The following is a 23,541-nucleotide window of genomic DNA, read 5'->3' as shown; positions in this document are numbered from 1 at the left end:
TCCGCTGTCTGGCCGTAAGGATGGCGTCCAGAGCTGAGCTGCTGCAGGAGAGGCCAGGTGTCAGGTTGGCCGTTGACGATTGGCCATTCACTGAATGCCGCGTCGTTCAGCCCCGCGTCGTTCAGCCCCGCGTTGTGCTCCGCGCCTCCGAAATCCGCTGCCAGCCGTTCAAGCAACGCCGGCGGAGCGGCCGGGCGACGTACCGCTCGACTGTGGCCCTTCATAGGGCACCAGTCGGCGCTCCGCTCGGAAGGATCGCTTAGGTGCGCGGAGGCCGTGGACACAGCTGCGGACAAGCCCGCCCATTGGCGAATGATGCAGGCATCAAAATGGGGCCAGGCGCACTCCAGTCAGCCCGGCCCCATCTCGATGTTTCACGTGAAACTAAGCGCCTCGTGCGTGGCAGCGACCAGCGCGTCGACGTCGTCCTCGGTCGTGTCGAAGGACGTGACCCACCGGACGACTCCCCCGGCCTTGTCCCAGATGCCGAAGGTGAACCTCTCCATCAGGTACGCGATCGCCTGCTCCGGCAGCACCGGGAACACCGCGTTCGACTGCACCTCGTACCGGAACTTCACCACCGAAGCCACGCCGTCGGCCAGCCGGTGCGCCATCGCGTTCGCATGTGAGGCGTTCCGCAGCCACAGGTCGCCGCGTAGCAGGGCGGTGATCTGAGGGGAGACGTACCGCATCTTCGAGGCGAGCTGCATGCCCTGCTTCCGCAGGAAGAGCGCTCCGGGCGCCAGATCCGGCCGCAGGACGATCAGCGCCTCGGCGCCCAGGGCGCCGTTCTTGGTGGCGCCGTAGCTGAGGACGTCCACGCCGACGGCGGTGGTGATGTCGGCCAGACCGCAGCCGAGTTCGGCGCCCGCGTTGGCCAGCCGCGCGCCGTCCATGTGGAGGAAGAGGCCGTTCTCGTGGACGACCTCCGCCAGCGCCGAGATCTCCTCAGGCGTGTAGACCGTCCCGCATTCGGTCACCTGGGATATGGAGACCACCCGGGGCTGCGACAGGTGCTCGTTGCCGATGGCGCCGAGATGGGCCAGCACATCGGACGGGCGGAGCTTTCCGTCGTCCGTCGGCACGATGAGTAGCTTCGTGCCGAGCACCCGCTCGGCGGCCCCCGCCTCGTTGCCGTTGATGTGAGCGCTGGCCGGGCAGATCACCCCGTCGTACGCCCGGAGCATCAACCCCAGCCCCACCACGTTGGCGCCGGTTCCGTTGAACATGGCGTAACCCTGCGCCTGCTCCCCGAAAACCTCCCGGACGGCGCTCTCCATATCAGCCGTCCACGGATCGCTGCCGTAAGGAAGCGTGTCACCCTCGTTGGCCGCCACGACCGCGGCCATCACCTCGGGATGAACACCCGCATGATTGTCGCTACCAAAGCTTTTCGCATAAACCACCCGCACAGCCTAGGTGAGCTCCTGCCAGCCGAATGACGTGGCCATCGTGTTCGCCGAACAGCGTGTCTACTTCAGCATCCAGTCCGACCACATCGCCCCTGAGACGATCACCCAGAGCCTGGGGGTCAGCCCGAGCCGATCCGAACCTAAGGAGTCGATCCAACCCAAGGAGTCGAAGCGGGCCCCCGGACCGGTCGGCTTGTGCCGCCGCGACGAGCGTGCCCCGCGACGAGCGTGCCTCTCGCCACGAGCGTGCCGTCGATGCAGAGCTCCCTTTGACGCGTCCCTCGACGATCGATGGCCGCCGTCATCGCCTGCGCTTGGCCGGCGCAGGCGATGGAATCGGCGAACTGACCGCAGAAGGGTGTGAGCCACCCTCATTGTGCTCCTCTCGTTCGAACCCGGGCCGTCGACCTCGTTAGGAGTCCTCCTGGACAAGGAGACGATGCCTCCCTCCACACACCGCCGGAGCAGACATCTGGATCGACGAATACGGATTCCACGAGGACGACTGACGCTCCCCTGCAGCAAATCACCGACGGACCAGAGCAAACGAGGTACCGCCAACAGCCGGGAGTGTTGACCGGTTCTTGGAAGGTGAGCCAGCCGTCAGAGCACTGGACGCGGCGGAACTACCGATTCCGGGTGCCGCAGGACGCGAACTTGCTCTCCAGAGTCGCCCAGCAGGGCGCGTCGATCTGTCGGTACGTCCAATGAAGACATCATCCGGCTGAGCAAAACCGGACAGATACAGACCGCCGCACTGCTCGGCGATCCCCTTTGCCACGTCGCAGGTGAGTGGCGAGCGCTGCGGCCGGGGCACCGCTGGTCCAGGCGTTCAACATCGCCGGGCGGTTACGGTGTCGTCCTGGCCGGCGATCCCCTCCGCCGTGTCCTGGGTGAGCCGGATGGGTGATGTTGTTAGGGCGCGGCCAGTCCAGGTGTTAACAGCGTCGGGCGGACACAGACGCTGCACGCTGGCGATCCCATTCGCCACGTCCCGGGCGAGCCGGATGGGTGATGTAGTTGGGCACGGCTGGTCCAGGCGTTCAACAGCGCCGGGCGGATGCATGCGCTGCACCGCTGGCGATCCCATCCGCCACGTCCCGGGCGAGTCGGATGGGCGATGCGGTCGGGGTACGGCTGGTCCACGCGTTCAACAGCGCCGGGCAGATACAGAAAGCCGTGCTGGTCGGCGATCGCCACATCCCAGGCGAGCGGGTCGGTGATGCAGTCTGGGCACGACAGGTCCAAGCGTTCAACAACGCCGAGTTCGTACCGCCACCGATCCGCAGGTGCGTCTGCCCATCAGACCGTGGTCATCCCTCGACGGCATGGGGTCTGGTCATTTCGAGCTTGTACAACCCAAGGCGCCACGCGCCATCCAGCAACAACGCAAGCTGCCCGGTGCTCCCGAAAAGTGCCTCCACCCAAGGCCCAGCGCTCCGCGCAGAAACCTACCCCCGCCGCGCCGCGATCTCCAGCAGCCCCCGGCACAACGCCCCAAGGTCCCGCCCAGCCGCCTCAGCCGCCATCGGCAGCAGTGACGTCTCCGTCATCCCCGGCGCCACGTTCACCTCAAGGAACCACGGCTTCCCCGCCCCATCGACGATCAGGTCAGTCCGGGACACGTCCCGCAACCCCAGCGCCGAGTGCGCCGCCACAGCCATCGCCTCGCACGCGGCCATCGCCTCGTCCGCCAGCCGAGCCGGTGCGAAGAACTCCGTCCGCCCGGCCGTGTAGCGGGCCGCGTAATCGTAAGCCCCGCCATCGGGCACGATCTCCACGGGAGGCAGCGCGACCGGCCCGTCACCCAGGTCGACCACCGACACCGCTACTTCCACGCCCTCGATGTAGGTCTCGATGAGCGCCGTGTCCCCGTACGCGAAACACCCCACCATCGCCGCCGGCAGTTCCTCAGCCGACCGCACGATGGACGCTCCCAGCGCAGACCCACCCCTGGACGGCTTCACGAAGAGCGGCAACCCCAGGGACTCGACGATCCGCGCCAGGACCGCCGAGGCCCCCAGGTCGTGGAAGGTCTCTTTGGGGAGAGCCACGGAGTCGGGCGTGTTCAGGCCCCACGACCGCACCACGGCCTTCGCGGTCGGCTTGTCGAAGGCGACCCGGCACGCGTCGGGTGCCGCACCCACGTAGGGCACCCCGAGAAGCTCCAGGACGGACCGGATGGCCCCGTCTTCCCCGGCCCCGCCGTGGAGGGTCACGAAGACGACGGTGGGCCGCTCAGAGAGCACCGTCGGCACGAGGGTCGAGTCGGTGTCGCGGGTCTCCACGTCGACACCCTGGGAGCGCAACACCTCGGCCACCCGTCGGCCGGACCGGATGGAGACCTCCCGCTCGTAGGACAGTCCCCCCGCCAGTACGAGCACGTGTCCGAGATCGCTCATAGCCCGGCCTTTCTCCGATTCCTGTACGGCTAGCCCGAACAGGCTAGCCGTACAGACGATCAGGCGAGGTCCGGACCGGGTGTGTCCACGCCGGAGTGACCATCCCGGGACCGGGTGCCGAACATCTCGACTGTCCGCAGCTCTTCCTCGATGACGCCGGCGAGCCGCCGGACGCCTTCGCGGATCCGGTCGGGCTGCGGGTAGCAGTAGGACAGCCGCATGTGCCTGGCCCCGGAGCCGTCGGCGTAGAAGCCCGTGCCGGGGACGAAGGCCACCCGTTTGTCCACAGCCTGGGGAAGCATCGCCTTGGAGTTGAGGCCCTCGGGCAGGGTCATCCACACGAAGAACCCGCCTGCGGGCTTGGTCCAGGTGCAGCCGTCGGGCATCTGCATCTCCAGCGCGCCGAGCAGGGCGTCGCGCCGTTCCCGGTAGAGCTCGCGGAAGGTCTTGATCTGCTCCCGCCACGGCTGCGTCGCCAGATATTGCCCGACGGCGAGCTGGGTGAAGGTCGAGTGCGACAGCACGGCCGACTCCATGGCCAGCACCAGCTTCTGCCGGATCGCGTGCGGGGCCAGGGCCCAGCCGACCCGGAAGCCGGGAGCGAGGGTCTTGGAGAACGACCCGAGGTAGACGACCCCGTCGGGGTCGTCGGCGCGCAGGGCCCGGAGAGGCTCGCCGTCGAAGCCCAGCATGCCGTAGGGGTTGTCTTCGACGACCAGGATCCCGGCCTTCTGGCAGATCTCCAGGACCTGCCGGCGCCGGACCAGGTTCAGGGTGACCCCGGCCGGGTTCTGGAAGGTCGGGATCGTGTAGAGGAACTTGATGCGCTGCCCGGAGGCGTGCAGGGCGTAGATCGTCTGGGCCAGGGACTCGGGGATGAGCCCCTGGTCGTCCATGGCGATGTGGACGACCTTGGCCTGGTAGGCGGCGAACGTGCCGAGCGCGCCGACGTAGGAGGGACCCTCGGCCAGGACGATGTCGCCGGGGTCGACGAAGATGCGGGTGATCAGATCGAGCGCCTGCTGCGAGCCCACCGTGACGACCACGTCGTCGGCGCCCGCATCGATGCCCTCCATGCGCATGACCTCGCAGATCTGCTCACGCAGTGCGGGGTCACCCTGGCCCGAGCCGTATTGCAGGGCTTCGGAGCCGCGGCGGTTGATGAGGTCGGCGACCAGTTCACCGACCACGTCCAGGGGGAGCGCCGTGACGTAGGGCATGCCGCCGGCCAAGGAGACCACTTCTGGTCGGGAGGCGACGGCGAACAGAGCTCGGATCTCGGAGGCGACCATCCCGGTAGCTCGTGCGGCGTACCGATCGACGTAGGCATCGATGCGTGACCCTTGGGTCGCGGGTGTCCGACCGTGATCCGTCTCTTTCGTCACGGTCCACCTCCGTTTCATAGGCGTTAATTAGAGGGTAAGGCAGCCGACTGAACAGTCCGCAATCGGTATCAGCATGAGAGAAGGGCCACCGGGTGCGCGCCGAATTCCCGTTCGGACCGGGAGCACCGGCTACTATTCCAGCAAAACTGCCGGGACCAATGCCGGGAATAGGGGCGTCACGTGTCGCGTCGGCTCGCCAGCATCACGCTCGACAATCTTGATGACCTGCCGCGCAGGTGTCGTAATTGCGTGTTCTGGGAGCTCGACCCCATGGGCGCCGAGCGGGCCGTTCAGGCCGGGGAGCCCAGCCTGGAGAAGGAGGCCTGGGTCTCCGCCACGCTGCTGGAATGGGGTTCCTGCGGCAAGATCGCATATGTCGACGGGGTGGCCGCGGGGTTCGTGCTGTTCGCGCCGCCGCTTTACGTCCCGAGATCGGTGGCTTTTCCCACGTCGCCGGTGAGTTCTGACGCGGTGCTGCTGATGACGGCCCACATCGTTCCGGAGTTCTCCGGGGGTGGGCTCGGGCGCATGCTCGTGCAGGGCGTGGCGAAGGATCTGACCCGCCGGGGCGTCCGCGCCATCGAGGCGTTCGGCGACCTCAAGTGGGAGCAGCCGGGCGCCTGCGTGACGCCGGCCGACTATCTGCTGTCGGTGGGGTTCAAGACCGTCCGGCCGCATCTGCGGTTCCCCCGGCTCCGGCTGGAGCTCAAGACGGCCGTCTCGTGGCGTGAGGACGTCGAGGTGGCCCTCGAACGGCTGCTCGGCTCCATGTCCCCGGAAAGGGCGCTCCGGCCCGTCTGAGGGCCTCTCAGCGCCGTACAGGCAAAAAGAAAGCCCTCCCCGCAGGGAGGGCTTTTCAAACTTTAGACGATGCCGTCGAGCTCGCGAAGGAGCATGGCCTTCGGCTTGGCGCCGATGATCTGCTTCACGACTTCGCCGCCCTTGTAGACGTTCATCGTCGGGATCTGCAGGATGCCGTAGTCACGCGCGATGTCCGGGTTCTCGTCGATGTTGAGCTTGACGACGGTCAGCTTGTCGGCGTGCTCGTTGGCGATCTCCTGGAGGATCGGCGCGACCTGGCGGCACGGCCCGCACCATTCGGCCCAGAAGTCGACGATGACGGGCTTGTCGCTCTGCAGGACCTCCGCCGTGAAGTCGGCGGTGGTGACGTTCTTGACGGTGCCCACGATGGCTCTCCTTGAAAAATTGGTTGGAACTATTCCTGGTCGGTGAGCCAGCGCTCCGCGTCGAGCGACGCGGCGCAGCCCGTGCCCGCTGCGGTGATGGCCTGGCGGTAGGTGTGGTCGACGAGGTCGCCACAGGCGAACACGCCGGGGATGTTGGTCTTGGTGGTGGGGGCGTCGACCTTCACGTAGCCCTCGTCGTCGAGGTCGATCTGGCCCTTGACCAGCGCGCTGCGCGGGTCGTGGCCGATCGCCAGGAACAGGCCGGTGGCATCGACGGTCGACTCCTCGCCCGTCTTGAGGTTGCGGACCCGCACACCGGAGACCTTGGCGTCGCCCAGGACGTCGACGACCTCGCTGTCCCAGAGGAAGCGGATCTTCTCGTTGTTGAACGCCCGCTCCTGCATGATCTTGCTGGCGCGCAGCTCGTCGCGGCGGTGCACGACGGTGACCGACCGGGCGAACCGGGTCAGGAAGGTGGCCTCCTCCATGGCGGTGTCGCCACCGCCCACGACCACGATGTCGTTGTCGCGGAAGAAGAACCCGTCACAGGTCGCGCACCAGGAGACGCCGTGGCCGGACAGGCGCTTCTCGTTGGTGAGACCGAGCTCGCGGTAACCGGAGCCGGTGGCCAGGATGACGGCCTTGGCGTAGTAGGTGTCGGTGTACGTCTTGACGACCTTGGGATTGGCGTTCAGGTCGACCTCGACGACGTCGTCGGCGATCAGTTCGGCGCCGAACCTCTCGGCCTGCTTGCGCAGGTTGTCCATGAGGTCGGGGCCCATGATGCCGTCGGGGAACCCGGGGAAGTTCTCCACGTCGGTGGTGTTCATGAGGGCGCCACCGGCGGTCACCGAGCCCTCGAACACCAGCGGCCGGAGGTCGGCTCGGGCGGAATAGACGGCCGCCGTGTAGCCGGCGGGGCCCGACCCGATGATGATCACGTTACGGACGTCGCTCAACGCTCTGCCTTTCCTTCATGTCTGCAGGGGCGTCAACAGATCCTAGGCGTCGGCGATTCCCGCCACGCATGACGAAGGCCCCGCGGTATTCCGCGAGGCCTTGATCGGTGAGAAATCAGTTCCAGGTGGCGAGACCCTCGGGGCGCAGGCTGCGGCAGTTGGAGCCCACCACGACCACGCGGACCGCGTTGATCGTCTTGTCTTCCCAGAAGGCCATGATGGTGGCGTCCTGCCCGTTGTAGAAGGCGCGGTCGACCGCTATCGGCTGGCGGTCGAGCTCGTTGGCCTTGCGGGCCACGCACTTGTCGGTCTGTTCGTCGCTGTTGCTGCCGGTGCCGGGCTCGGGACCGAAGTAGCCGAGCAGCGGGCCGTTCAGCTCGCGCGAGGTGTAGTTGTGGCCGCTGGCCCGGACGGCCCAGGACTCGGCGGTCTTCAGCGGCGTCTTGTCGGGAGAGACGGCAGGTCCGGCGACCTGGACACCGGAGCTCTCCCCGGATCCGGACGCCACCAGCTGCGTGGCCAGCCCGACTCCGCCGAACACCACGGCTGCCGCGGCGGCGGCCGTGATCGGCATCGCCCAGGAACGGCGAGGCCTCTTCCGGCGAGCGGCCAGCGGCGCGAGCTCGATGACCTGCGCGGCGGCCGGTTCGACGATGGGTTCGGCGACCGGCTCAGCGGGCTGCTCCCAGGGCGAGTCCTTCATGATCTCGTCCCAGTCGGGCTCTTCGACGAGGCGGAGGCCACCCCGCTCCGCCTCCGCTTCCAGGGCCCGGTCGATCCGCATCGCGACGCCCAGCGGCATCGCGGTCATCGGTACTGCGGCGAGAAGTTCACGAACGGCGGCCAGACCAGCGAGGCTTTCCCCGCAGGCGTCGCAGATCGCGAGATGCGACCGGACTTCCAGCGCCGTCACGTCGTCGAGGAGTCCCTCGGCGAGCTCGGCCAGGATTTCCAGGTCGTAGTGCGAGTCACCCGTCACGAAGTTCTGCTCCCTTCGGGGATGAGACGCGAGTGAGGTCTGATCGGTTCCGCAGATGGGAAAGAATCGGGGCAAGTTTCGCGCGCCCCCGGGCACATCGACTCTTCACCGTTCCGGACGGTACGTCCAGTACGGCCGCGGCGTCCTCGACCGAGTAGCCCATCATGTCGACGAGCACCAGAGCGGCCCTCTGATCGGGGGGCAGTAGCTTGAGCGCGGCCGTGACCTCGAGAGACACCTCGCGCTCGGCGGTCTGGTCGGGCATCGGCATGTCGCGCTCGGCGGCCTCGATGAGCTCGTCGTCGGCGACCGGGCGGACCGATTTCCGGCGCATACGGTCAAGGCAGGCGTTGACCACGATGCGGTGCAGCCAGGTCGTGACGGCGGCGTCGCCCCGGAAGCTCTCGGCCTTGCGGTAGGCGGAGACGAATGCGTCCTGAACCGCGTCGGCAGCCTCGTCCGGATCGCCGAGCGTCCGCAGCGCGACCGCCCACATGCGGTCGCGGTGACGCTTGACTATCTCGCTGAAAGCCGTGGTGTCGCCCGCGATGTGACGAGTCAGCAGATCGGCATCACTCAGCACCGGCTGATCCAGTGGATCGGCCGGTTGGGGGAAGTCTGGCGGCGAGGTCACTGGTCTGCCGATCCCGAGGGGTTCACGTGCACGATGGTGCCACCATACTTCCCTCTGCGATCGGCAAAGAGCGTAAACCAGATCAAAGCGGCCTGCTTCTCCAGGCAGGTTCCAGCGCGAGCCACGGTCGGCCTTCGGCCGCCCGCGTCTCGCTTCAATCCTTGGCGGCCATGAGCTTGACGTCGCGGATCATGGTGCGGTAGCCCTTGCTGTGCGGCGGCAGTTCGGTGAACCACACGAGCAGATAGCGGGTCGCCGACGAGCCGTTCAGGTCAAAGGTGACCTTGCCGCTGACGTCTTTCCGGGTCAGGAACGTCTTCAGGCTCTCGGGCTCCGGAGAGGTGCCGGTGCGCAGCTCAACCGTGCCGCCAGATTCGCCGAAGTCGATGACCGCCTGGGTCAGGCGGATGTCCTTGCCCAGGTCGAGCAGCAGGCCGACACCGTTCTTCAGCCGGCCGAAGTCGGGGCCGCCGTAGGTCTCGGTGTGCCAGTCGGTGGTGGCCGAGCCGTCGATGGCCAGGGGGGCGAGCTCGTTGCGCTCCTCGCCGTCGCCGAGCGGGTCGAACCCGATCGCGCCGGCGATCTTCACTTCGGTGGGCTTGCCCGCGGCCCCGCCTTCTTCTGCGGGCGTGCTCGGGGACGCCGTGGGGACGGCGGGTTCGGTGCCCAGGCTCTTGCCGAGCGTCCAGGCGCCGACGCCGACCACGACCATGGCCAGCAGCACCACCACGGTCAGCACGAACCGCGACAGCATGGGGGAGCGGCGCGGAGGCGGCGGCCGGTGGATGATCGGCGGCATCGGGGACCGGCCGCCCATCGTGTCGACCGGCTCGGAGCGCAGCTCGATGGACGGCGGGACGGTCGAGACCGAGGCGGGCGCCGGGCGGGGCACCTCCGACAGGGCCTCGGCGATCTCGTCGGGGGTGTCCATCGGCTCGGCGCCCCTGCGCAGGCCGAGGATGCGGGACGCGATCGTGTCGAGGTAGCCCGGCACACCTGCGGTGACCTGGCGCGGGGTGCAGTAGTGGTGGTCGTCGACGGGGGCCTGGGGCAGGCCGCAGTCGTCGTCGGCGGGCCAGTGGCCGGTGAGGGCGGCGTAGAGCAGGCGGCCGAGACCCTGGGCGTCGGCGTGGGCCAGTTCCTCGTCGCTCATTCCGTCGGTCGCGTCGAGGATGGCGGCGTCGACGCCGACCCCGAGCAGCTTCACCGTGTTCCCGGAGGTCCACATCAGCCGGCTGGGCGTCAGGTTCAGGTGGGACAGGCCGTGGGCGTGGGCGTGGGCCATCGCCTCGGCGGCCTCGGCGACCAGGGCGGCGCCGCGCTCGGCCTCAAGGGGACCGGCCGACAGCAGGTCGAGCAGGCTCTCGCCGGAGACCCACTCACTGACGACATAGGCGACGCCGTCTTCGTCGGCGGCGTCGAAGACCTGGGTGAGCCGGGGGTCGGTCAGCCGGGAGGCGGCCCGCGCGGCGGTCACGACCTCAGACTGGCGCTCGAAGTCGGGTGAGAACGTGTGTACGGCCACCGGCCGTGCCAGCACCTCGTCGATGGCCTTCCACAGGGTGGCGCCGGAAGACTCCTTCACCCGGTCTTCCAGACGGAATCGATCAGCGAGACGGGTTCCGGGCTCGACAGTGGACATGCTCACGCCGCCGCTCCCCAGAACGGCAGCCGACTCCGGGTGGATCCGCCCACACCTGCTCGCTTCCGCTCGACACTGCCTGTACTACGTCTAAACCACGTCTCTACCGCGTCCCCCGTGGCGCACCATGCTAGTGCCGCGCCGGTCTTGCCCGCCTTCCCCTTCGGAGTCGCCTCAACCGGACCTTAAGCCCCGTTGGCGCGGAAACCGTTAGCGTCCTACCCGTCTCGTCACCATTCCAATGATGGACCGCACTTCCTGGATGCCCAGCCGGTGCGCGAGAACAAGGTAGACGCCACCCGCGAGACCGCCGCCGACGACGAGCACGACCAGCGAACTGAGCACGGTCACCTCGGTGATCCGCACGCTGGCCCACAGCACCGCCAGCGCCACGAGGGCAGCGGGGATCGCCGCGAGGTACATGCGCATCAGTCCCGAGGCGACGGCCCGCCCGCCGAGTCCGCCGACCCGCCGCGACGCCAGCACCCACGTGAGGACGCACGCCAGAACGTATGTCACGGTGAACGAACCCGCCAAACCCATGACAACAAGCTCTGGTGGGATAGTAAAGTACAAAGTAAGACCAATTGCTGCGTTGACCACGACATTCGCGCCGGCGATCACGGCCGGGGTGCGGGTGTCGCCGAAACTGTAGAAAACCCGCAGCAGCAACTGGAAGATCGAGAACGGCACCAGCGCGAGGCCGAACACCTGCAGCACGTGGCCGACGTAGATGGCCTGATCGATCGAGACGGCGCCCCGGCCGAAGATCAAGACCGTCACCGAAGGGCCGAGCACCATCAGCAGCAGCCCGGCGGGCACGATCAGCGCGCTGACCGTCCGGATCCCGCCCGCGAACTCCTGGCGGGCCGAGGCGAAGTCCTTGTCGTGGACGAAACGGCTGAGCCGGGGGAGCAGCGCGGTGATCACGGAGACGGCGATGATCCCGTACGGCAGCTGGAAGAGCTGGAAGGCGTAGGAGTAGGGCGTCAGGCCCCGGCCGTGCACGCCCTCCTCGGCGGCCGCCGCGCCGGCGCCGACGGCCAGGTTGGTGGTGATCACGAAACCCACCTGGTTGATCACCGTGAAGGCGAGCGCGCCCGCGCCGAGCCGGGCCATCTCCCCCAGGCCCGCGTTGCGCAGGTCGAACCTCGGGCGGAACTTCACCCCGGCCCGCAGCAGCGCGACGACCAGCACGAAGGACTGCGCCACGATGCCGGCCGTGGTGCCCAGGCCCAGCAGCAGCAGATCGGGTTGGGTGACCCGGTCGACGTCGGAGGGGCCGCCGCTCAGCAAGTAGGCCGCCGCGACCCCGATGACCACGACGTTGTTGAGCACCGGCGCCCACATCGGGGCGGCGAACCGGTCGCGGGCGTTCAGAACCGCCCCGGCCACCGCGCCGACGCCGAAGAAGGCGATCTGGGGAAGGATGAACTGGGCCATCGTCACGGCCGCCGCGATGCCCTCGGGGGAGAGCTTGTCGGCGTACAGGAGAACGAGGGGCTTGGCCAGCACGACGGCGATGATCGCGACCGCGGTGAGACCGAACGCGGCGACGGTGAGGAGCCGCTGCTCGTAGGCGGCTCCCCCGTCGGGATCCTGCTTCTGCCGCCGGATGATCGACGGCACCACGACGCTGCTCAGCACGCCGGTGATCAGCAGGTCGAGCAGCACGAACGGGATCGTGTACGCCACGTTGTAGGCGTCGCCCAGCATGCCGACGCCGATGGCCGAGGCCAGGATGGCGGTGCGGAGGAAACCGGTCAGGCGCGACACGAGGGTGCCCGCCGCCATGATCGCGCTCGCGCGCAACATCCGGCTCATCGATCGACTCCTTGATCCACCCGGGCAACGGCGAGACGAAGGCTACGCCCCTTGGGGCTCCTCCTGCTCCCTGGGTATCGGCACGGGGGCCGGGAAGACCGGATCCTTGCGCTGATGGCGGCGCAGCAGCCGCATCACCACGGCGGCAAGCATGATCGTCACCGCCACGCCGACGATGACCAGGGCAATGCCGGTGTACCCGGTGGCGGAGATGACGATCTTCGTCGGCTTGCCGTATTTCCGCCCGTCGGCCGTCAGGAGCTGCACGTCGAAGTCGGCCTGGCCGTGGTCGGCGGGCACCACGACGGGGATCTCGAACGATCCTGCCTTGCCGGCCTGGACCTCGGCCTGCTCCTGGATGAACACCCCGCGCGGCGCGTCGACCTGAAGCTGCTCGGGGTCGCGCGACCGGACCTCGAGATTGAACTTCACCGTCTCGCGGAGCGTGTTGCGCACCGTCACCAGGATGCGGCCGTTGTTGCCGGCCACCGCGAGCTGGTCGTCGGCGCCGACGATGGAGACTCGGTCCATCTGCTTCACGATGGCGTTGGTGAGCTGCTTGGCGAACCCGGGCGCCTTCTTGCCGCCCCGCCACGACGCCGAGGTGAGCCGCAGCACCGCGCGGTCATAGGTCCGCTGCCCGCTCGTCGGCAGCGCCATCGCGACCTCGGCCGTGCGGCCGAGCTTGCGAACCCCGCTCATGTACGACTTGGGCAACTCCCCCTTCCGCGCCTGGGCCGGATAGACCAGATCGCCGACCGAGGCGTTCTTCCCGGGCCGGACCGAGGCCAGCGGCACCTCACGCACCCACGGCAGCGGCTTGAGCAGAGCGCTCATGAACGTCGGGTCGGGATTCCACAGGTGGTTCGACGGCATCGCGATCAGCGGCGCGGCCTTGCCCGCCGTGAGCCCGTTCATGGCCGTCTCGGCGATGTAGCGCTGCCGGGCCGCCACGGTCGCCCCGGCCGCCCGGCCGTCGGTGCCGAGCAGCCCGCTGAGCACCGGATCGGCCATCTGCACGATCACCGGGCCGCCGACCGTGTCGACCACTCCGGCCGATCCGGCCCGCGCCACGAGCGCCGCCGGGGGCACCGCGGCCTGGGCCAGCAGCACCGTGTCGACGCCGTTGACGGCCAGCGCGTCGAGGGTGTCGCGGTCGATCACACCGCCGACCGGCCAGACCGTGGACGTGGTGGCGGAGGTCAGCTTGAGCAGCTGGTTCGTGGCGAACGAACCGACCAGGAGAGACGTGGGAGTGGTCGTGTCGAGCCCGTTGTGGACGATCGCGCCGAGGTCGGCGTCGGCGTAGGGCATCGCCATGACGGGATTGTCGGACAGCGCGGAGCGCAGCGAGGTCACCCACTCGGCGCCCTGGGCCAGGCCCTGCTTGGCGTTGCCGTCGAGGTAGTAGGGCCGCGACACCCGCTGGGCGTCGTCGAGCACCGACCCGTCGACGAACCAGGTGGCGGTGGCTTCGGTCGCGGAGGCCAGCGCCAGGAGGTTGTTGAGGCGGCCGTCGCCGAACAGGTCGTCGTCGACGAACGTCTGGTCGTCGGCCCGTTTCGGCTGCGCGGTCAGCGGGAGGGCCAGCGCCAGCCGGGTCGGCTTCACGGCGGTGCCCTGGGGGACGTAGGTGACGAAGGTGCGCTCGACCCCGACGACCTGCTCGGTGGCGCCGTCGAGGGCCTCCACCTCCAGCGGGTAGACGCCGGGCTGGACGATGCCGAGCTCGGCCGGGGTGAAGGTGATCGTGAACGGCAGCTTGCCGGCCCCGTCGAGCTGGGTGGGCACCACCTTCGTGTTCCACGACGTGGTGAAGATCGTCTGGCCGGTGACGTAGGCGGCCATGTCGGTCCGCGAGGTGAAGGGCCGCCCGGCGGCCCACTTCAGCCGGATGCGGACGAAGCTCTGCGGGATCCCGGTGACCGCGCCGGCGACGGTGATCACCTGGTCGGTTCTGCCTGGCGACTCTGGGCTGAACTCACTCAGCGTGACCGGGTCGGACGCACGCGCGGAGGCCGCGGCTGCCGGTGGGGTCGCCGGGATCGCCAGACTCGCACCGGCGAGCAGAAAGGCGAACAAGACGGGACCGAGGCGACGCACGCCCTGAATGCTATAGGCCCCGGCCATATGGCCGATGTCAGCTTGCCAGGCCGTGACCGGCGAGCTCCACGGGCTTTCCCGAGGCCAGAGGGAAGAGATGCACAGCGCGTAGTCGCAGCGCTGTCATGCGTTCGCCCGTCGCGGTGTGCACGAACTCTTCGGGGTCGGTCGCGTCGACCAGACGCCGGTCGATCAGCAGCGTGAGTTTCTCGGGCAGCAGCAGCGGGCAGACCAGCCCGGCCGCGTAGTCGGTGACCGCGTTGACCGTGTAGGAGGAGGCGGGCCTGACCCGTTCGGCGCCTAAGGCGGAGGCGATCACGCCGGGGCGGGGGCGGCCGGCCACCGAGCTGATCACCGCGACCGATTCGCGGCAGCCGCGGGTGGTCACGTCGAACACGGTGACGGTCACGCACGTCTCAGGTGCGACACCCAGCATCTCGGGTAGTTCGTCAGCGGAAGTGAGGACGCGAGGAAGCCGTACGATTTCATGGTGGATTTGACGGGCGAGGAGCCAGCGATGGATCGCGAGGGCGTCCTGCATTTGGTGTGCTCCTTCTCCCGGCCCCCGACAGATCTGCACTGAACGTAGCCTGCTGATCGCCATAGGTGTATTAGCCCAGTGGCACCTGTTCCGTAACCGAAGGACCTACCCAGCTTGTCCCCTACAAACCCGATAGAGAACGCTCTGGCCGACCTGCTCCGCCGGATCGAACCCGTCGCCCACGAACTGGGCGACCTGTTCGCCAAGCACGGCCACGAACTGGCCCTGGTGGGTGGGCCGGTGCGCGACGTGCTGCTCGGCAGACCGGGGGCCGACCTCGATTTCACCACCGACGCCCATCCTGGACGAGTTCTGGAGATCGTGCGCGATTGGGGCGAAGCGATCTGGACGATCGGCATCGATTTCGGCACGGTCGGCGTACGCAAGGGCGACTGGCAGCTCGAGATCACGACCTATCGCAGCGAGTCGTACGACCCCAAGTCACGCAAGCCCGAGGTCGTCTACGGCCAGACGCTCGAAGCCGACCTGGCCCGGCGTGACTTCGCGGTCAACGCGATGGCGGTCCGGCTGCCCGGCCGGGAGTTCGTCGACCCCTACGGAGGCCTGGGCGACCTGGCCGCCAAGGTGCTGCGCACGCCCGGCACGCCCGAGCAGTCGTTCGACGACGACCCGCTGCGGATGCTGCGGGCGGCCCGGTTCGCCTCGCAGCTCGGGTTCACCGTCGACCCCGACGCGGTCAGGGCGATGACCGAGATGGCCGACCGCATCGAGATCGTGTCGGCCGAGCGCATCCAGGCCGAGCTCGACAAGCTGATCTGCGGCGCCCACCCGCGCGAGGGCCTGGCGCTGCTGGTCGACACGGGGCTGGCCGACCACGTGCTGCCCGAACTGCCCAAGCTGCGGCTGGAGATCGACGAGCACCACCGCCACAAGGACGTCTACGACCACACCCTGATCGTCCTCGACCAGGCCATCGCCCAAGAGGTGGCCGGCCCCGACCGGGTGCTGCGCTGGGCGGCGCTGCTCCACGACATCGGCAAGCCCAAGACCCGCAGGAACGAGCCGGGCAACCGGGTCTCCTTCCACCACCACGAGGTCGTCGGCGCCCAGATGACCAAGCGCCGCCTGACCGCGCTGCGGTTCCCCAAGGAGGTCACCAACGACGTGGCCCGCCTGGTCGAGCTGCACCTGCGCTTCCACGGCTACGGCAGCGGCGAGTGGACCGACAGCGCGGTCCGCCGCTACGTCCGCGACGCCGACCACCTGCTCGACCGGCTGCACAAACTGACGAGAGCCGACTGCACCACCCGCAACAAGCGCAAGGCGGCCGCCCTGGCCCGTACCTACGACCAGCTCGAGGAGCGCATCGCCAAGCTGGCCGACGAGGAGGAGCTGGCCAAGATCCGGCCCGAGCTCGACGGCAACGAGATCCAGGAGATCCTGGCCATCCCGCCGGGCCCGATGGTGGGCAGGGCCTACAAGTTCCTGCTCGACCTGCGGATGGACGAAGGCATGATCGGCAAGGACGTCGCCCGCGCCCGACTGCTGGAGTGGGTGGCCGAGCAGTGAACCTGGCCGAGCTCGACCGGAAGCATGTCTGGCATCCCTATGCGACGGTGCCGCCCGCCGTGCCCACCCACGTGGTGGAGAGCGCCGACGGGGTGCACCTGTCTTTTCAAGATGGGCGCGAGGTCATCGACGGCATGTCGTCGTGGTGGGCCGCCATCCACGGCTACCGGGTGCCGGAGATCGACGCCGCGATCACCTACCAGCTGGGCCGGATGGCCCACGTGATGTTCGGCGGGCTCACCCACGAACCGGCGATCCTGCTGGCCGAGCGGCTGGCCGCGATGACCGGCTACGAGAAGGTCTTCCTGGCCGACTCGGGCAGCGTCGCGGTCGAGGTCGCGATCAAGATGGCCGTCCAGGCGACCGGGAAGCGGCGGCTGCTGACGGTCCGGGGCGGCTACCACGGCGACACGTTCGGCTGCATGTCGGTCTGCGACCCGGTCAACGGGATGCACCACATCTTCTCGGGCGCGGTCGCCGAGCAGGTCTTCGCGCCGGTGCCGCCGCTGGGCTACACGGCCGCGGTCGACCAGACCTACCTCGACGAGGTCGACCGGCTGGCGAGCGACCCCGAGGTCGGCGCGATGATCCTGGAGCCGGTCGTCCAGGGCGCGGGCGGGATGCGGTTCTACAACCCGGCCTACCTGCGGGCGTTCCGGGAGATCTGCGACCGCCACGGGCTGCTGCTGATCGCCGACGAGATCGCCACCGGCTTCGGCCGCTCGGGCGAGCTGTTCGGCTGCGACCACGCCGGGATCAGGGCCGACATCATCACCGTGGGCAAGGCACTGACCGGCGGCTACCTGACGATGGCCGCCACGCTGACCACGCCCGAGATCGCCGAACGCATCGGGCTGCTGATGCACGGGCCGACATACATGGGCAACCCGCTGGCCGCGGCGGCGGCCGGCGCGTCACTCGACCTGCTGGCCGAGCGCCCCTGGCGCGCGGAGGTCCGCCTCATCGAGGAGACCCTGCGCAAGGGCCTGGCTCCGGTGCAGGCTTCGGTGGCCGATGTACGCGTCCTCGGCGCCATCGGCGTCATCGAGTGTCACGAGCCGGTCGACATGAAGAAGGCGCAGGACGCCGCGCTGGATCACGGCGTCTGGCTGCGCCCCTTCGGGAAACTCGTCTACGCGATGCCGCCCTACGCCTGCACGGAGGAAGAGGTGGCGGTCATCGCGGCGGCGATGGTCGCGGCGGTCACGGCTGGGCGGTGACCGGGGTCGCCTGCCGGACGACCTGGAGAACGGCCAGCCGGTAGGCCCCCGCAGCCACGAAGTAGAGCACGGTGATCATCGTCAGCACGAAGATCGATCGGCCGTCGGCCGGCAGCAGCAGCGCCGAGAGCGAGACCCCGACCACCATCATGCCGTTGAACAGCAGGTCGTAGATCGAGAAGACCCGGCCCCGATAGGCGTCGGCGACGCCGCTCTGCACCACGACGTCGGTGCAGATCTTGCCGCTCTGGCCCAGGACGCCGGTCACGAACCCGGTGACCAGGAACCCCCACTGCTGGAACGGGACGCACAGCACGAACTCCAACGCCCCGCACAGGGCCAGGGTGATCGGGATCCACGTCTCGATCCGGAAGTGCTGGGTCGCCCACGGCGTCAGGAACGCCGCCGCGAAGTAGCCCAGCCCCGAGGTGGCCACCACGCCGCTGAGCGCCATCAGCCCGACTTCGGCGTCGGTGGTGAAGTAGTAGCGGTAGAGCATCAGCACCATGCCGAGCGACATGCCGTAGAGGACCCGATGGGCGGCCATGCTCCCGAGGGCCGCCGCGGGTCCGCGCCGGTGCGCGACGTAACGGACGCCGTCGACCAGCCCGCTGACCACGTTGCGCACGGCGTCGCGGGCCTGGGGCCGCTCGGGGTCGAACGTCGGCCCGAGCAGTTCCCGGCTCATCTGCCGGGCGATCATCGAGCTGGTCGCGAAGATCACACCGGAGATGAGCAGGATGCCGGCGGTGCCGAAATGCTCGGGCCCGAACAACCAGCGCAACCCGAAGCCGACGCCCGCGCCCACGAACGTCACGACGGTCCCTGAGGTGGGCGTGACGGCGTTCGCGATCATGAGCGTGTCTTTGGGTACGACGTGGGGCAACGAGGCCCCCAGCGCCGCGAGGAAGAACCGGTTGACGCCGAGCACGCCGAAGGCGACGGCGTAGAACATCCAGTCGGGGGCCTGCACCGCGACGACGACCGCCGCGAGAAGCAGGAGGGCCGCCCGGACCAGCGGGCCGATGACCAGGATCTGCCGCCGTGACCAGCGGTCGATGAACACCCCGGCGAACGGGCCGACGATCGAATAGGGCAGCAGCAGGACCGCGAACGCGGCCGCGACATCGGCGACCGACGTCTGCTTCTCAGGACTGAAGAAGGCGTATCCGGCTACCGCGAGCTGGAAGATCCCGTCGGAGAACTGCGAGACCAGGCGAGTGCCGAAGAGCCGTCTGAAGTCCCTGCCTCGCAGAACAATACGAAGATCTGAGACGTAGGACACGCCCGCCAGCCTACGCGTGGCCCAAGCCTGGAACATCAGGGTCATCCCCGATAGGGCAGATATGACACAGGAGAGACCGTAGTCTCATTGCGTGACGAACGATGAACACGTCGTGCTTGTTGATTCCGAGGGCAACTCGGTGGGCACCGCCCCCAAGTCCACGGTCCACGGCACGGACACCCCCCTGCACATGGCCTTCTCCAGCTACGTCTTCGACGCGTCGGGCAACGTGCTGCTCACCCGGCGGGCCGACCACAAGATCACCTGGCCCGGCGTCCTGACCAACAGCTGCTGCGGTCACCCCCTGCCCGGCGAGGGCCTCCCGTCAGCCGTCATTCGCCGGCTGTCCCACGAGCTTTCGCTGACCGTTTCCTCGGTCGACCTGCTGCTGCCCCGGTTCTCCTACCGCGCGGTCATGCCCGACGGCACGGTCGAACACGAGCTGTGCCCGGTCTACCGGGCGCTGGTGGGCGAGGAGCCGACCGCCAACCCCGACGAGGTCGGCAGCCTCCTGTGGATGCCGTGGAAGGAGTTCTCCGACGGCGTGCTGTCGGGCGAGCTGGAGATCTCCCCGTGGGCCACCGAGCAGCTCCCCCAGCTGGCCGCCCTCGGTCCCGACCCCCTCACGTGGCCGGTGGCCGACCCGGCGGAGCTTCCCGCTGCCGTACGCGGACTCTAGGAGACGGGGAGCCCCGGTGACCGGGGCTCCCCGTTCGCGGCGGCCATGGCGTGGAAGACCTCCTTGGGCTCCCACGTGGTCGCGTCGACCATCCGGACGACGCCGTAGGACGACAGGTCGGCCGGGCCGATCCGGGTGAACGAGGCGAAGGTGAACCACAGGGCCGTGTCGACGCCCGCCGCCTCGAAGTCGGCCATCAGGTCGGTGTAGTAGCGGGCCTGCTCGCCCTCGTCGGGAACCGCACCGGCGGGCGGCATCCAGGCCATCCCGCCCAGATCTGAGGCTCCCCGATAGGCGCAGGTGCCGAATTCGAGCACGGCCAGTGGCTTGCCGTGGCGGCGCTGCCCGAGTAGTTCGTCGCGGAAGGTCGTGGCGTTGTAGCTCGCGCGGTAGGCGTCGAGGCCGACGATGTCGAAGGGCGACCAGTCGACCGGCTCCCAGGGCGCCGAAGCATAGGTGAGCGGTCCGCCGAAGGTCTGCCGCGCGATCGTGGCGACCTCGGCCAGGAACACGTCGAGCCGCTCGATGATCGGCCCGAGCGACTGCCACCATTCCATGTCGGCGGTGGCCATGGTCCGCATCCGCTCGCCGTAGGTCTCGCCCGGCATGAAGCCCTTGCCGAAGGCGCTGATCTCGCATCCCGTGACCAAAGTGATCCGGGCGCCGTGACGGCGCAGTTCCTCGGCCCGGTGGGCGCACTCGGCGAAGACCGCCAGCATCTCGTCCGGGCCGAGGTCGACGGGGAACGGCGAGAACCAGATCTCCAGGTCGTGTTCGGCGGCGATCTCGGCGGCCGCGGTGAGCCGTCCGGGCTCCCGGCCGGAGATCCTCACGGCGTCACAGCCCAGTTCGTCGGCGATCACGGCGATGTCGGTGCGCACCGCCGCCGGGTCGAACAGGGGACGGCTGAAGCTGTCATCGGGGAGGAAACCTGTGTCGTAGTTGATGCCACGGGCACGCATCGATTCATTCTGCATCCGGAAAGCTCCGGAAATGAGGAAGGCCCCGGGGAAGCACCCGGGGCCGGCCCAAATTTCCCACGCGGCGATGGTCTAGCGCTCGACCTCGCCACGGATGAAGCTCTCTACCGCGTCGCGGGCGTCGTCGTCGGAGTACTGCTCCGGCGGCGACTTCATGAAGTAGGAGGACGCCGACAGGATCGGCCCGCCGATGCCCCGGTCGAGGGCGATCTTGGCGGCCCGGACGGCGTCGATGATGACGCCCGCCGAGTTGGGCGAGTCCCACACCTCGAGCTTGTATTCGAGGTTGAGCGGGGTGTCACCGAACGAACGGCCCTCCAGGCGGACGTAGGCCCACTTGCGGTCGTCGAGCCACGGCACGTGGTCGGACGGGCCGATGTGCACGTCGGCCTTGGCCATCTCGTGCGGGATCTGCGAGGTCACCGACTGCGTCTTGGAGATCTTCTTCGACTGGAGGCGCTTGCGCTCCAGCATGTTCATGAAGTCCATGTTGCCGCCGAAGTTGAGCTGGTAGGTGCGCAGCAGCTCCACACCGCGGTCTTCGAACAGCTTGGCCATCACCCGGTGGGTGATGGTCGCGCCGACCTGCGACTTGATGTCGTCGCCGACGATCGGCACCCCGGCGTCGGTGAACTTCTGGGCCCAGGCCGGGTCGGAGGCGATGAAGACGGGCAGCGCGTTGACGAACGCGACCTTGGCGTCGATGGCGCACTGCGCGTAGAACTTGGCGGCCTCTTCCGAGCCCACCGGAAGGTAGGAGACGAGCACGTCGACGCGGGCGTCCTTGAGCACCTGGACCACATCGGCCGGCTCGTCGTCGGACTCCTGGATGATCTCGCGGTAGAACTCCCCGAGACCGTCGTAGGTGGGCCCACGATGGACGGTCACGCCGAGCGGCGGCACGTCGCAGATCTTGATGGTGTTGTTCTCGGAGGCGACGATCGCCTCGGAGAGGTCGCGCCCGACCTTCTTCGCATCGACGTCGAACGCCGCGACGAACTCGACATCGCCGACGTGGTAGTCGCCAAACTTGACGTGCATGAGGCCCGGCACACGCGCTGCCGGGTCGGCGTCCTTGTAGTAGTGGACGCCCTGCACCAGTGAGGCGGCGCAGTTCCCCACACCTACGATGGCTACGCGCACCGAACCCATCGCACTCGCTCCTTTGGATCGTTATTCATCGGAATCAGGACGTTTGTCCCGTTCTGATTGGCTTTTATCGGCTTGCGCCCGTTCAGTGTTGATCAGCTCGTTGAGCCAGCGGACCTCACGTTCGACCGACTCCAGCCCATGTCGCTGCAGCTCAAGCGTGTAGCTGTCGAGCCGCTCGCGGGTTCTGGCCAGGGCCGTGCGGACGTTTTCCATTCGTTCCTCCAGGCGGCTGCGCCGCCCTTCGAGGATCCGCAGGCGTACTTCGGCTTCCGTATGACGGAAGAACGCGAAGTGGATGCCGAAGCTCTCGTCCTCCCAGGAAGAGGGACCCGCTTGGGTCAGCAACTCCTGGAGGCGCTCTTTCCCTTCGGCGGTGAGCTTGTAAACGATCTTCGACCGGCGGCCGAGGACCACGTCGTCCGGGGGCTCCTCCTCGACGATCAGGCCGTCGTTGAGCAAACCCTTCAAGCATGGGTAGAGCGAGCCGTAGGAGAACGCGCGGAACATCCCGAGCAGGGTGTTGAGGCGCTTGCGCAGTTCATAACCGTGCAGCGGGTTCTCGTGAAGTGAGCCGAGGACGGCGAGTTCCAGGACGCCGCTTCTGGACACGGTCATCGGAACCACCTCCTCGGTATTCTTGAGCGATGTATCGAGCTGATACATCTGAAGGATACGTCGGCTCGCTATAGCGTGCAACGCGAGATGCGGGCGGCCGAAGTCCGGCCGTGGCCCGCGCCCGCGAATCTGACCTGGGCAGGAGTCAACGGTTGGGCACGATTTGGCAAAGGGACGTAATCTTGCCCACATGTGGTCACAGCGGACGGGAGTGGCAGGAGGGTCGATGCGACCCGGAACCATCCCCGCACGCTGGGTAAAAGCACGGTCAGCAAGGGCCCCGATGGCCCATGAATCCGGCGAATACCCCTCTGGGCCGCCGGGGACCTGTCAAGGTTGTGACCGGAACCGTCTGGTGGTCTCGTACGTCCTCGGGACAGACGCCGAGTAGACGTCGATGATCATTCCCCACGAACTTTGATCGAGGACGCGTGAGTAACAGCAGCTATGGCCAGGGGCAGACGGGCGGGCCCTCGGAGGGTGCCGAACCGGCGCCCCGACCTGGGCGGCGCCGTCGCTCGCCCGCCGAATCGGCTCCCCCTCAAGCACCGCAGGCCCCGCAGCAGCAGCCGACCGGCGGCTGGGGACAGCCCCCCGCCCCACAGCACTTCGCACCGCAGCCGCCCGCCCCTCGGCCGGGCCCTCCGGGCCGCCGCCAGGAGGCCGCCTTCGAGGACACCGCCTCCATGGGCGCCGTCCCACCGCCCGCGGGCCCCGGTCCCGGTCCGGGCCCAGGCCCGGGACGCCCCGGCCCCGGCATCAGTCCCGGCGCAGGTCCCGGCGTTGGTCCAGGTGTCGGCCCCGGCGCAGGTCCCGGTGCGGGCCCTGGTGCGGGCCCCGGCCAGCCCACGCGCATCGGCCGTCCACCCGGCGCAGCCGGCGGGAACCTGCCCTACCCGCAGGGCCCGAAGCCGGTCGCACCCGTCGCAACGGGCGGTTTCCAGCGCCCCGTCGAGGGTGAGTCGACCCAGATGATGGGCGCCAACGGCGGCCGCCGCCGTCGTGGCGGCCC

The 23,541-nt window shown here is 68.5% G+C and carries 21 protein-coding genes; 4 read left to right on the top strand and 17 right to left on the bottom strand.

Annotated features, from left to right (window positions below; translation table 11 throughout):
- From AW272_RS44620 to AW272_RS38525, 4 genes are all read right to left on the bottom strand, one after another.
- Window positions 1–224: hypothetical protein (locus tag AW272_RS44620; protein WP_218011210.1), on the bottom strand; the 224-nt coding region annotated here is incomplete at its 3' end.
- Window positions 225–374: 150 nt separating this feature from the next.
- Window positions 375–1,406, bottom strand: coding sequence for a threonine aldolase family protein (locus AW272_RS38535; protein ID WP_369408842.1), 1,032 nt, complete (start codon window positions 1,404–1,406; stop codon window positions 375–377).
- Window positions 1,407–2,863: 1,457 nt separating this feature from the next.
- Window positions 2,864–3,814 carry a D-alanine--D-alanine ligase family protein gene (locus tag AW272_RS38530; protein ID WP_066375712.1) on the bottom strand — a complete coding sequence of 317 codons (951 nt, stop codon included), beginning with the start codon at window positions 3,812–3,814 and terminating at the stop codon, window positions 2,864–2,866.
- A 59-nt stretch (window positions 3,815–3,873) separates the two neighbouring features.
- On the bottom strand, window positions 3,874–5,217 hold the full coding sequence (locus AW272_RS38525; protein ID WP_083959134.1) for an aminotransferase-like domain-containing protein: 1,344 nt from the start codon (window positions 5,215–5,217) through the stop codon (window positions 3,874–3,876).
- A 162-nt stretch (window positions 5,218–5,379) separates the two neighbouring features.
- Between AW272_RS38525 and AW272_RS38520 the strand changes: the two genes are divergently transcribed.
- Window positions 5,380–6,000, top strand: coding sequence for a GNAT family N-acetyltransferase (locus tag AW272_RS38520; RefSeq protein WP_066375707.1), 621 nt, complete (start codon window positions 5,380–5,382; stop codon window positions 5,998–6,000).
- Between the two features lie 62 nt (window positions 6,001–6,062).
- On the opposite strand, the gene trxA is transcribed toward AW272_RS38520, so the two are convergent.
- The 8 genes from trxA to AW272_RS38480 form a co-directional block, all read right to left on the bottom strand.
- Complete coding sequence (trxA, locus tag AW272_RS38515; protein ID WP_066375706.1) at window positions 6,063–6,386, bottom strand: thioredoxin; 324 nt, start codon at window positions 6,384–6,386, stop codon at window positions 6,063–6,065.
- 29 nt (window positions 6,387–6,415) lie between these two features.
- Window positions 6,416–7,345 carry a thioredoxin-disulfide reductase gene (gene trxB, locus AW272_RS38510; protein ID WP_066375704.1) on the bottom strand — a complete coding sequence of 310 codons (930 nt, stop codon included), beginning with the start codon at window positions 7,343–7,345 and terminating at the stop codon, window positions 6,416–6,418.
- A 115-nt stretch (window positions 7,346–7,460) separates the two neighbouring features.
- Window positions 7,461–8,324 carry an RsmA family anti-sigma factor gene (locus tag AW272_RS38505; RefSeq protein ID WP_066375701.1) on the bottom strand — a complete coding sequence of 288 codons (864 nt, stop codon included), beginning with the start codon at window positions 8,322–8,324 and terminating at the stop codon, window positions 7,461–7,463.
- Window positions 8,314–8,958: an RNA polymerase sigma factor SigM gene (gene sigM, locus AW272_RS38500; RefSeq protein WP_066375698.1), complete on the bottom strand. Its 645-nt coding sequence runs from the start codon at window positions 8,956–8,958 to the stop codon at window positions 8,314–8,316. The genes AW272_RS38505 and sigM overlap by 11 nt, the downstream gene beginning before the upstream one ends.
- Window positions 8,959–9,112: 154 nt before the next feature.
- A complete protein-coding gene (locus AW272_RS38495) occupies window positions 9,113–10,600 on the bottom strand; it encodes a protein kinase family protein (protein ID WP_066375695.1) in 1,488 nt (495 codons plus the stop codon).
- 210 nt (window positions 10,601–10,810) lie between these two features.
- Window positions 10,811–12,424: a murein biosynthesis integral membrane protein MurJ gene (gene murJ, locus AW272_RS38490; protein WP_066375693.1), complete on the bottom strand. Its 1,614-nt coding sequence runs from the start codon at window positions 12,422–12,424 to the stop codon at window positions 10,811–10,813.
- A gap of 42 nt (window positions 12,425–12,466) precedes the next feature.
- On the bottom strand, window positions 12,467–14,527 hold the full coding sequence (locus tag AW272_RS38485; RefSeq protein ID WP_157519273.1) for a DUF6049 family protein: 2,061 nt from the start codon (window positions 14,525–14,527) through the stop codon (window positions 12,467–12,469).
- 37 nt (window positions 14,528–14,564) lie between these two features.
- On the bottom strand, window positions 14,565–15,068 hold the full coding sequence (locus AW272_RS38480) for a YbaK/EbsC family protein (RefSeq protein ID WP_066375687.1): 504 nt from the start codon (window positions 15,066–15,068) through the stop codon (window positions 14,565–14,567).
- A 114-nt stretch (window positions 15,069–15,182) separates the two neighbouring features.
- Between AW272_RS38480 and AW272_RS38475 the strand changes: the two genes are divergently transcribed.
- Entirely contained in the window at window positions 15,183–16,598 is a 1,416-nt protein-coding gene (locus tag AW272_RS38475; RefSeq protein WP_066375684.1) for a CCA tRNA nucleotidyltransferase, read from the top strand.
- 2 nt (window positions 16,599–16,600) lie between these two features.
- Window positions 16,601–17,818, top strand: coding sequence for an adenosylmethionine--8-amino-7-oxononanoate transaminase (locus AW272_RS38470; RefSeq protein WP_083959136.1), 1,218 nt, complete (start codon window positions 16,601–16,603; stop codon window positions 17,816–17,818).
- On the opposite strand, the gene AW272_RS38465 is transcribed toward AW272_RS38470, so the two are convergent.
- Complete coding sequence (locus tag AW272_RS38465; protein ID WP_066375776.1) at window positions 17,802–19,103, bottom strand: MFS transporter; 1,302 nt, start codon at window positions 19,101–19,103, stop codon at window positions 17,802–17,804. The genes AW272_RS38470 and AW272_RS38465 overlap by 17 nt on opposite strands.
- Before the next feature lie 91 nt (window positions 19,104–19,194).
- Between AW272_RS38465 and idi the strand changes: the two genes are divergently transcribed.
- Complete coding sequence (idi, locus tag AW272_RS38460; protein WP_066375678.1) at window positions 19,195–19,782, top strand: isopentenyl-diphosphate Delta-isomerase; 588 nt, start codon at window positions 19,195–19,197, stop codon at window positions 19,780–19,782.
- On the opposite strand, the gene AW272_RS38455 is transcribed toward idi, so the two are convergent.
- From AW272_RS38455 to AW272_RS45830, 4 genes are all read right to left on the bottom strand, one after another.
- Window positions 19,779–20,744: a glycoside hydrolase family 113 protein gene (locus AW272_RS38455; protein WP_066375677.1), complete on the bottom strand. Its 966-nt coding sequence runs from the start codon at window positions 20,742–20,744 to the stop codon at window positions 19,779–19,781. The genes idi and AW272_RS38455 overlap by 4 nt on opposite strands.
- Window positions 20,745–20,834: 90 nt before the next feature.
- Window positions 20,835–21,914, bottom strand: a complete 1,080-nt coding sequence (locus tag AW272_RS38450; protein WP_066375675.1) for an inositol-3-phosphate synthase — start codon at window positions 21,912–21,914, stop codon at window positions 20,835–20,837.
- Between the two features lie 21 nt (window positions 21,915–21,935).
- Window positions 21,936–22,529, bottom strand: coding sequence for a PadR family transcriptional regulator (locus AW272_RS38445; protein WP_066375672.1), 594 nt, complete (start codon window positions 22,527–22,529; stop codon window positions 21,936–21,938).
- Between the two features lie 401 nt (window positions 22,530–22,930).
- Window positions 22,931–23,541: hypothetical protein (locus AW272_RS45830; protein ID WP_218011209.1), on the bottom strand; the 611-nt coding region annotated here is incomplete at its 5' end.

It is taken from the genome of Herbidospora mongoliensis, assembly GCF_001570545.1.
GTDB classification, from domain to species: domain Bacteria; phylum Actinomycetota; class Actinomycetes; order Streptosporangiales; family Streptosporangiaceae; genus Herbidospora; species Herbidospora mongoliensis.
Note: the sequence above shows the minus strand (reverse complement) of the source record. Positions and strands in the feature narration are given on the sequence as shown.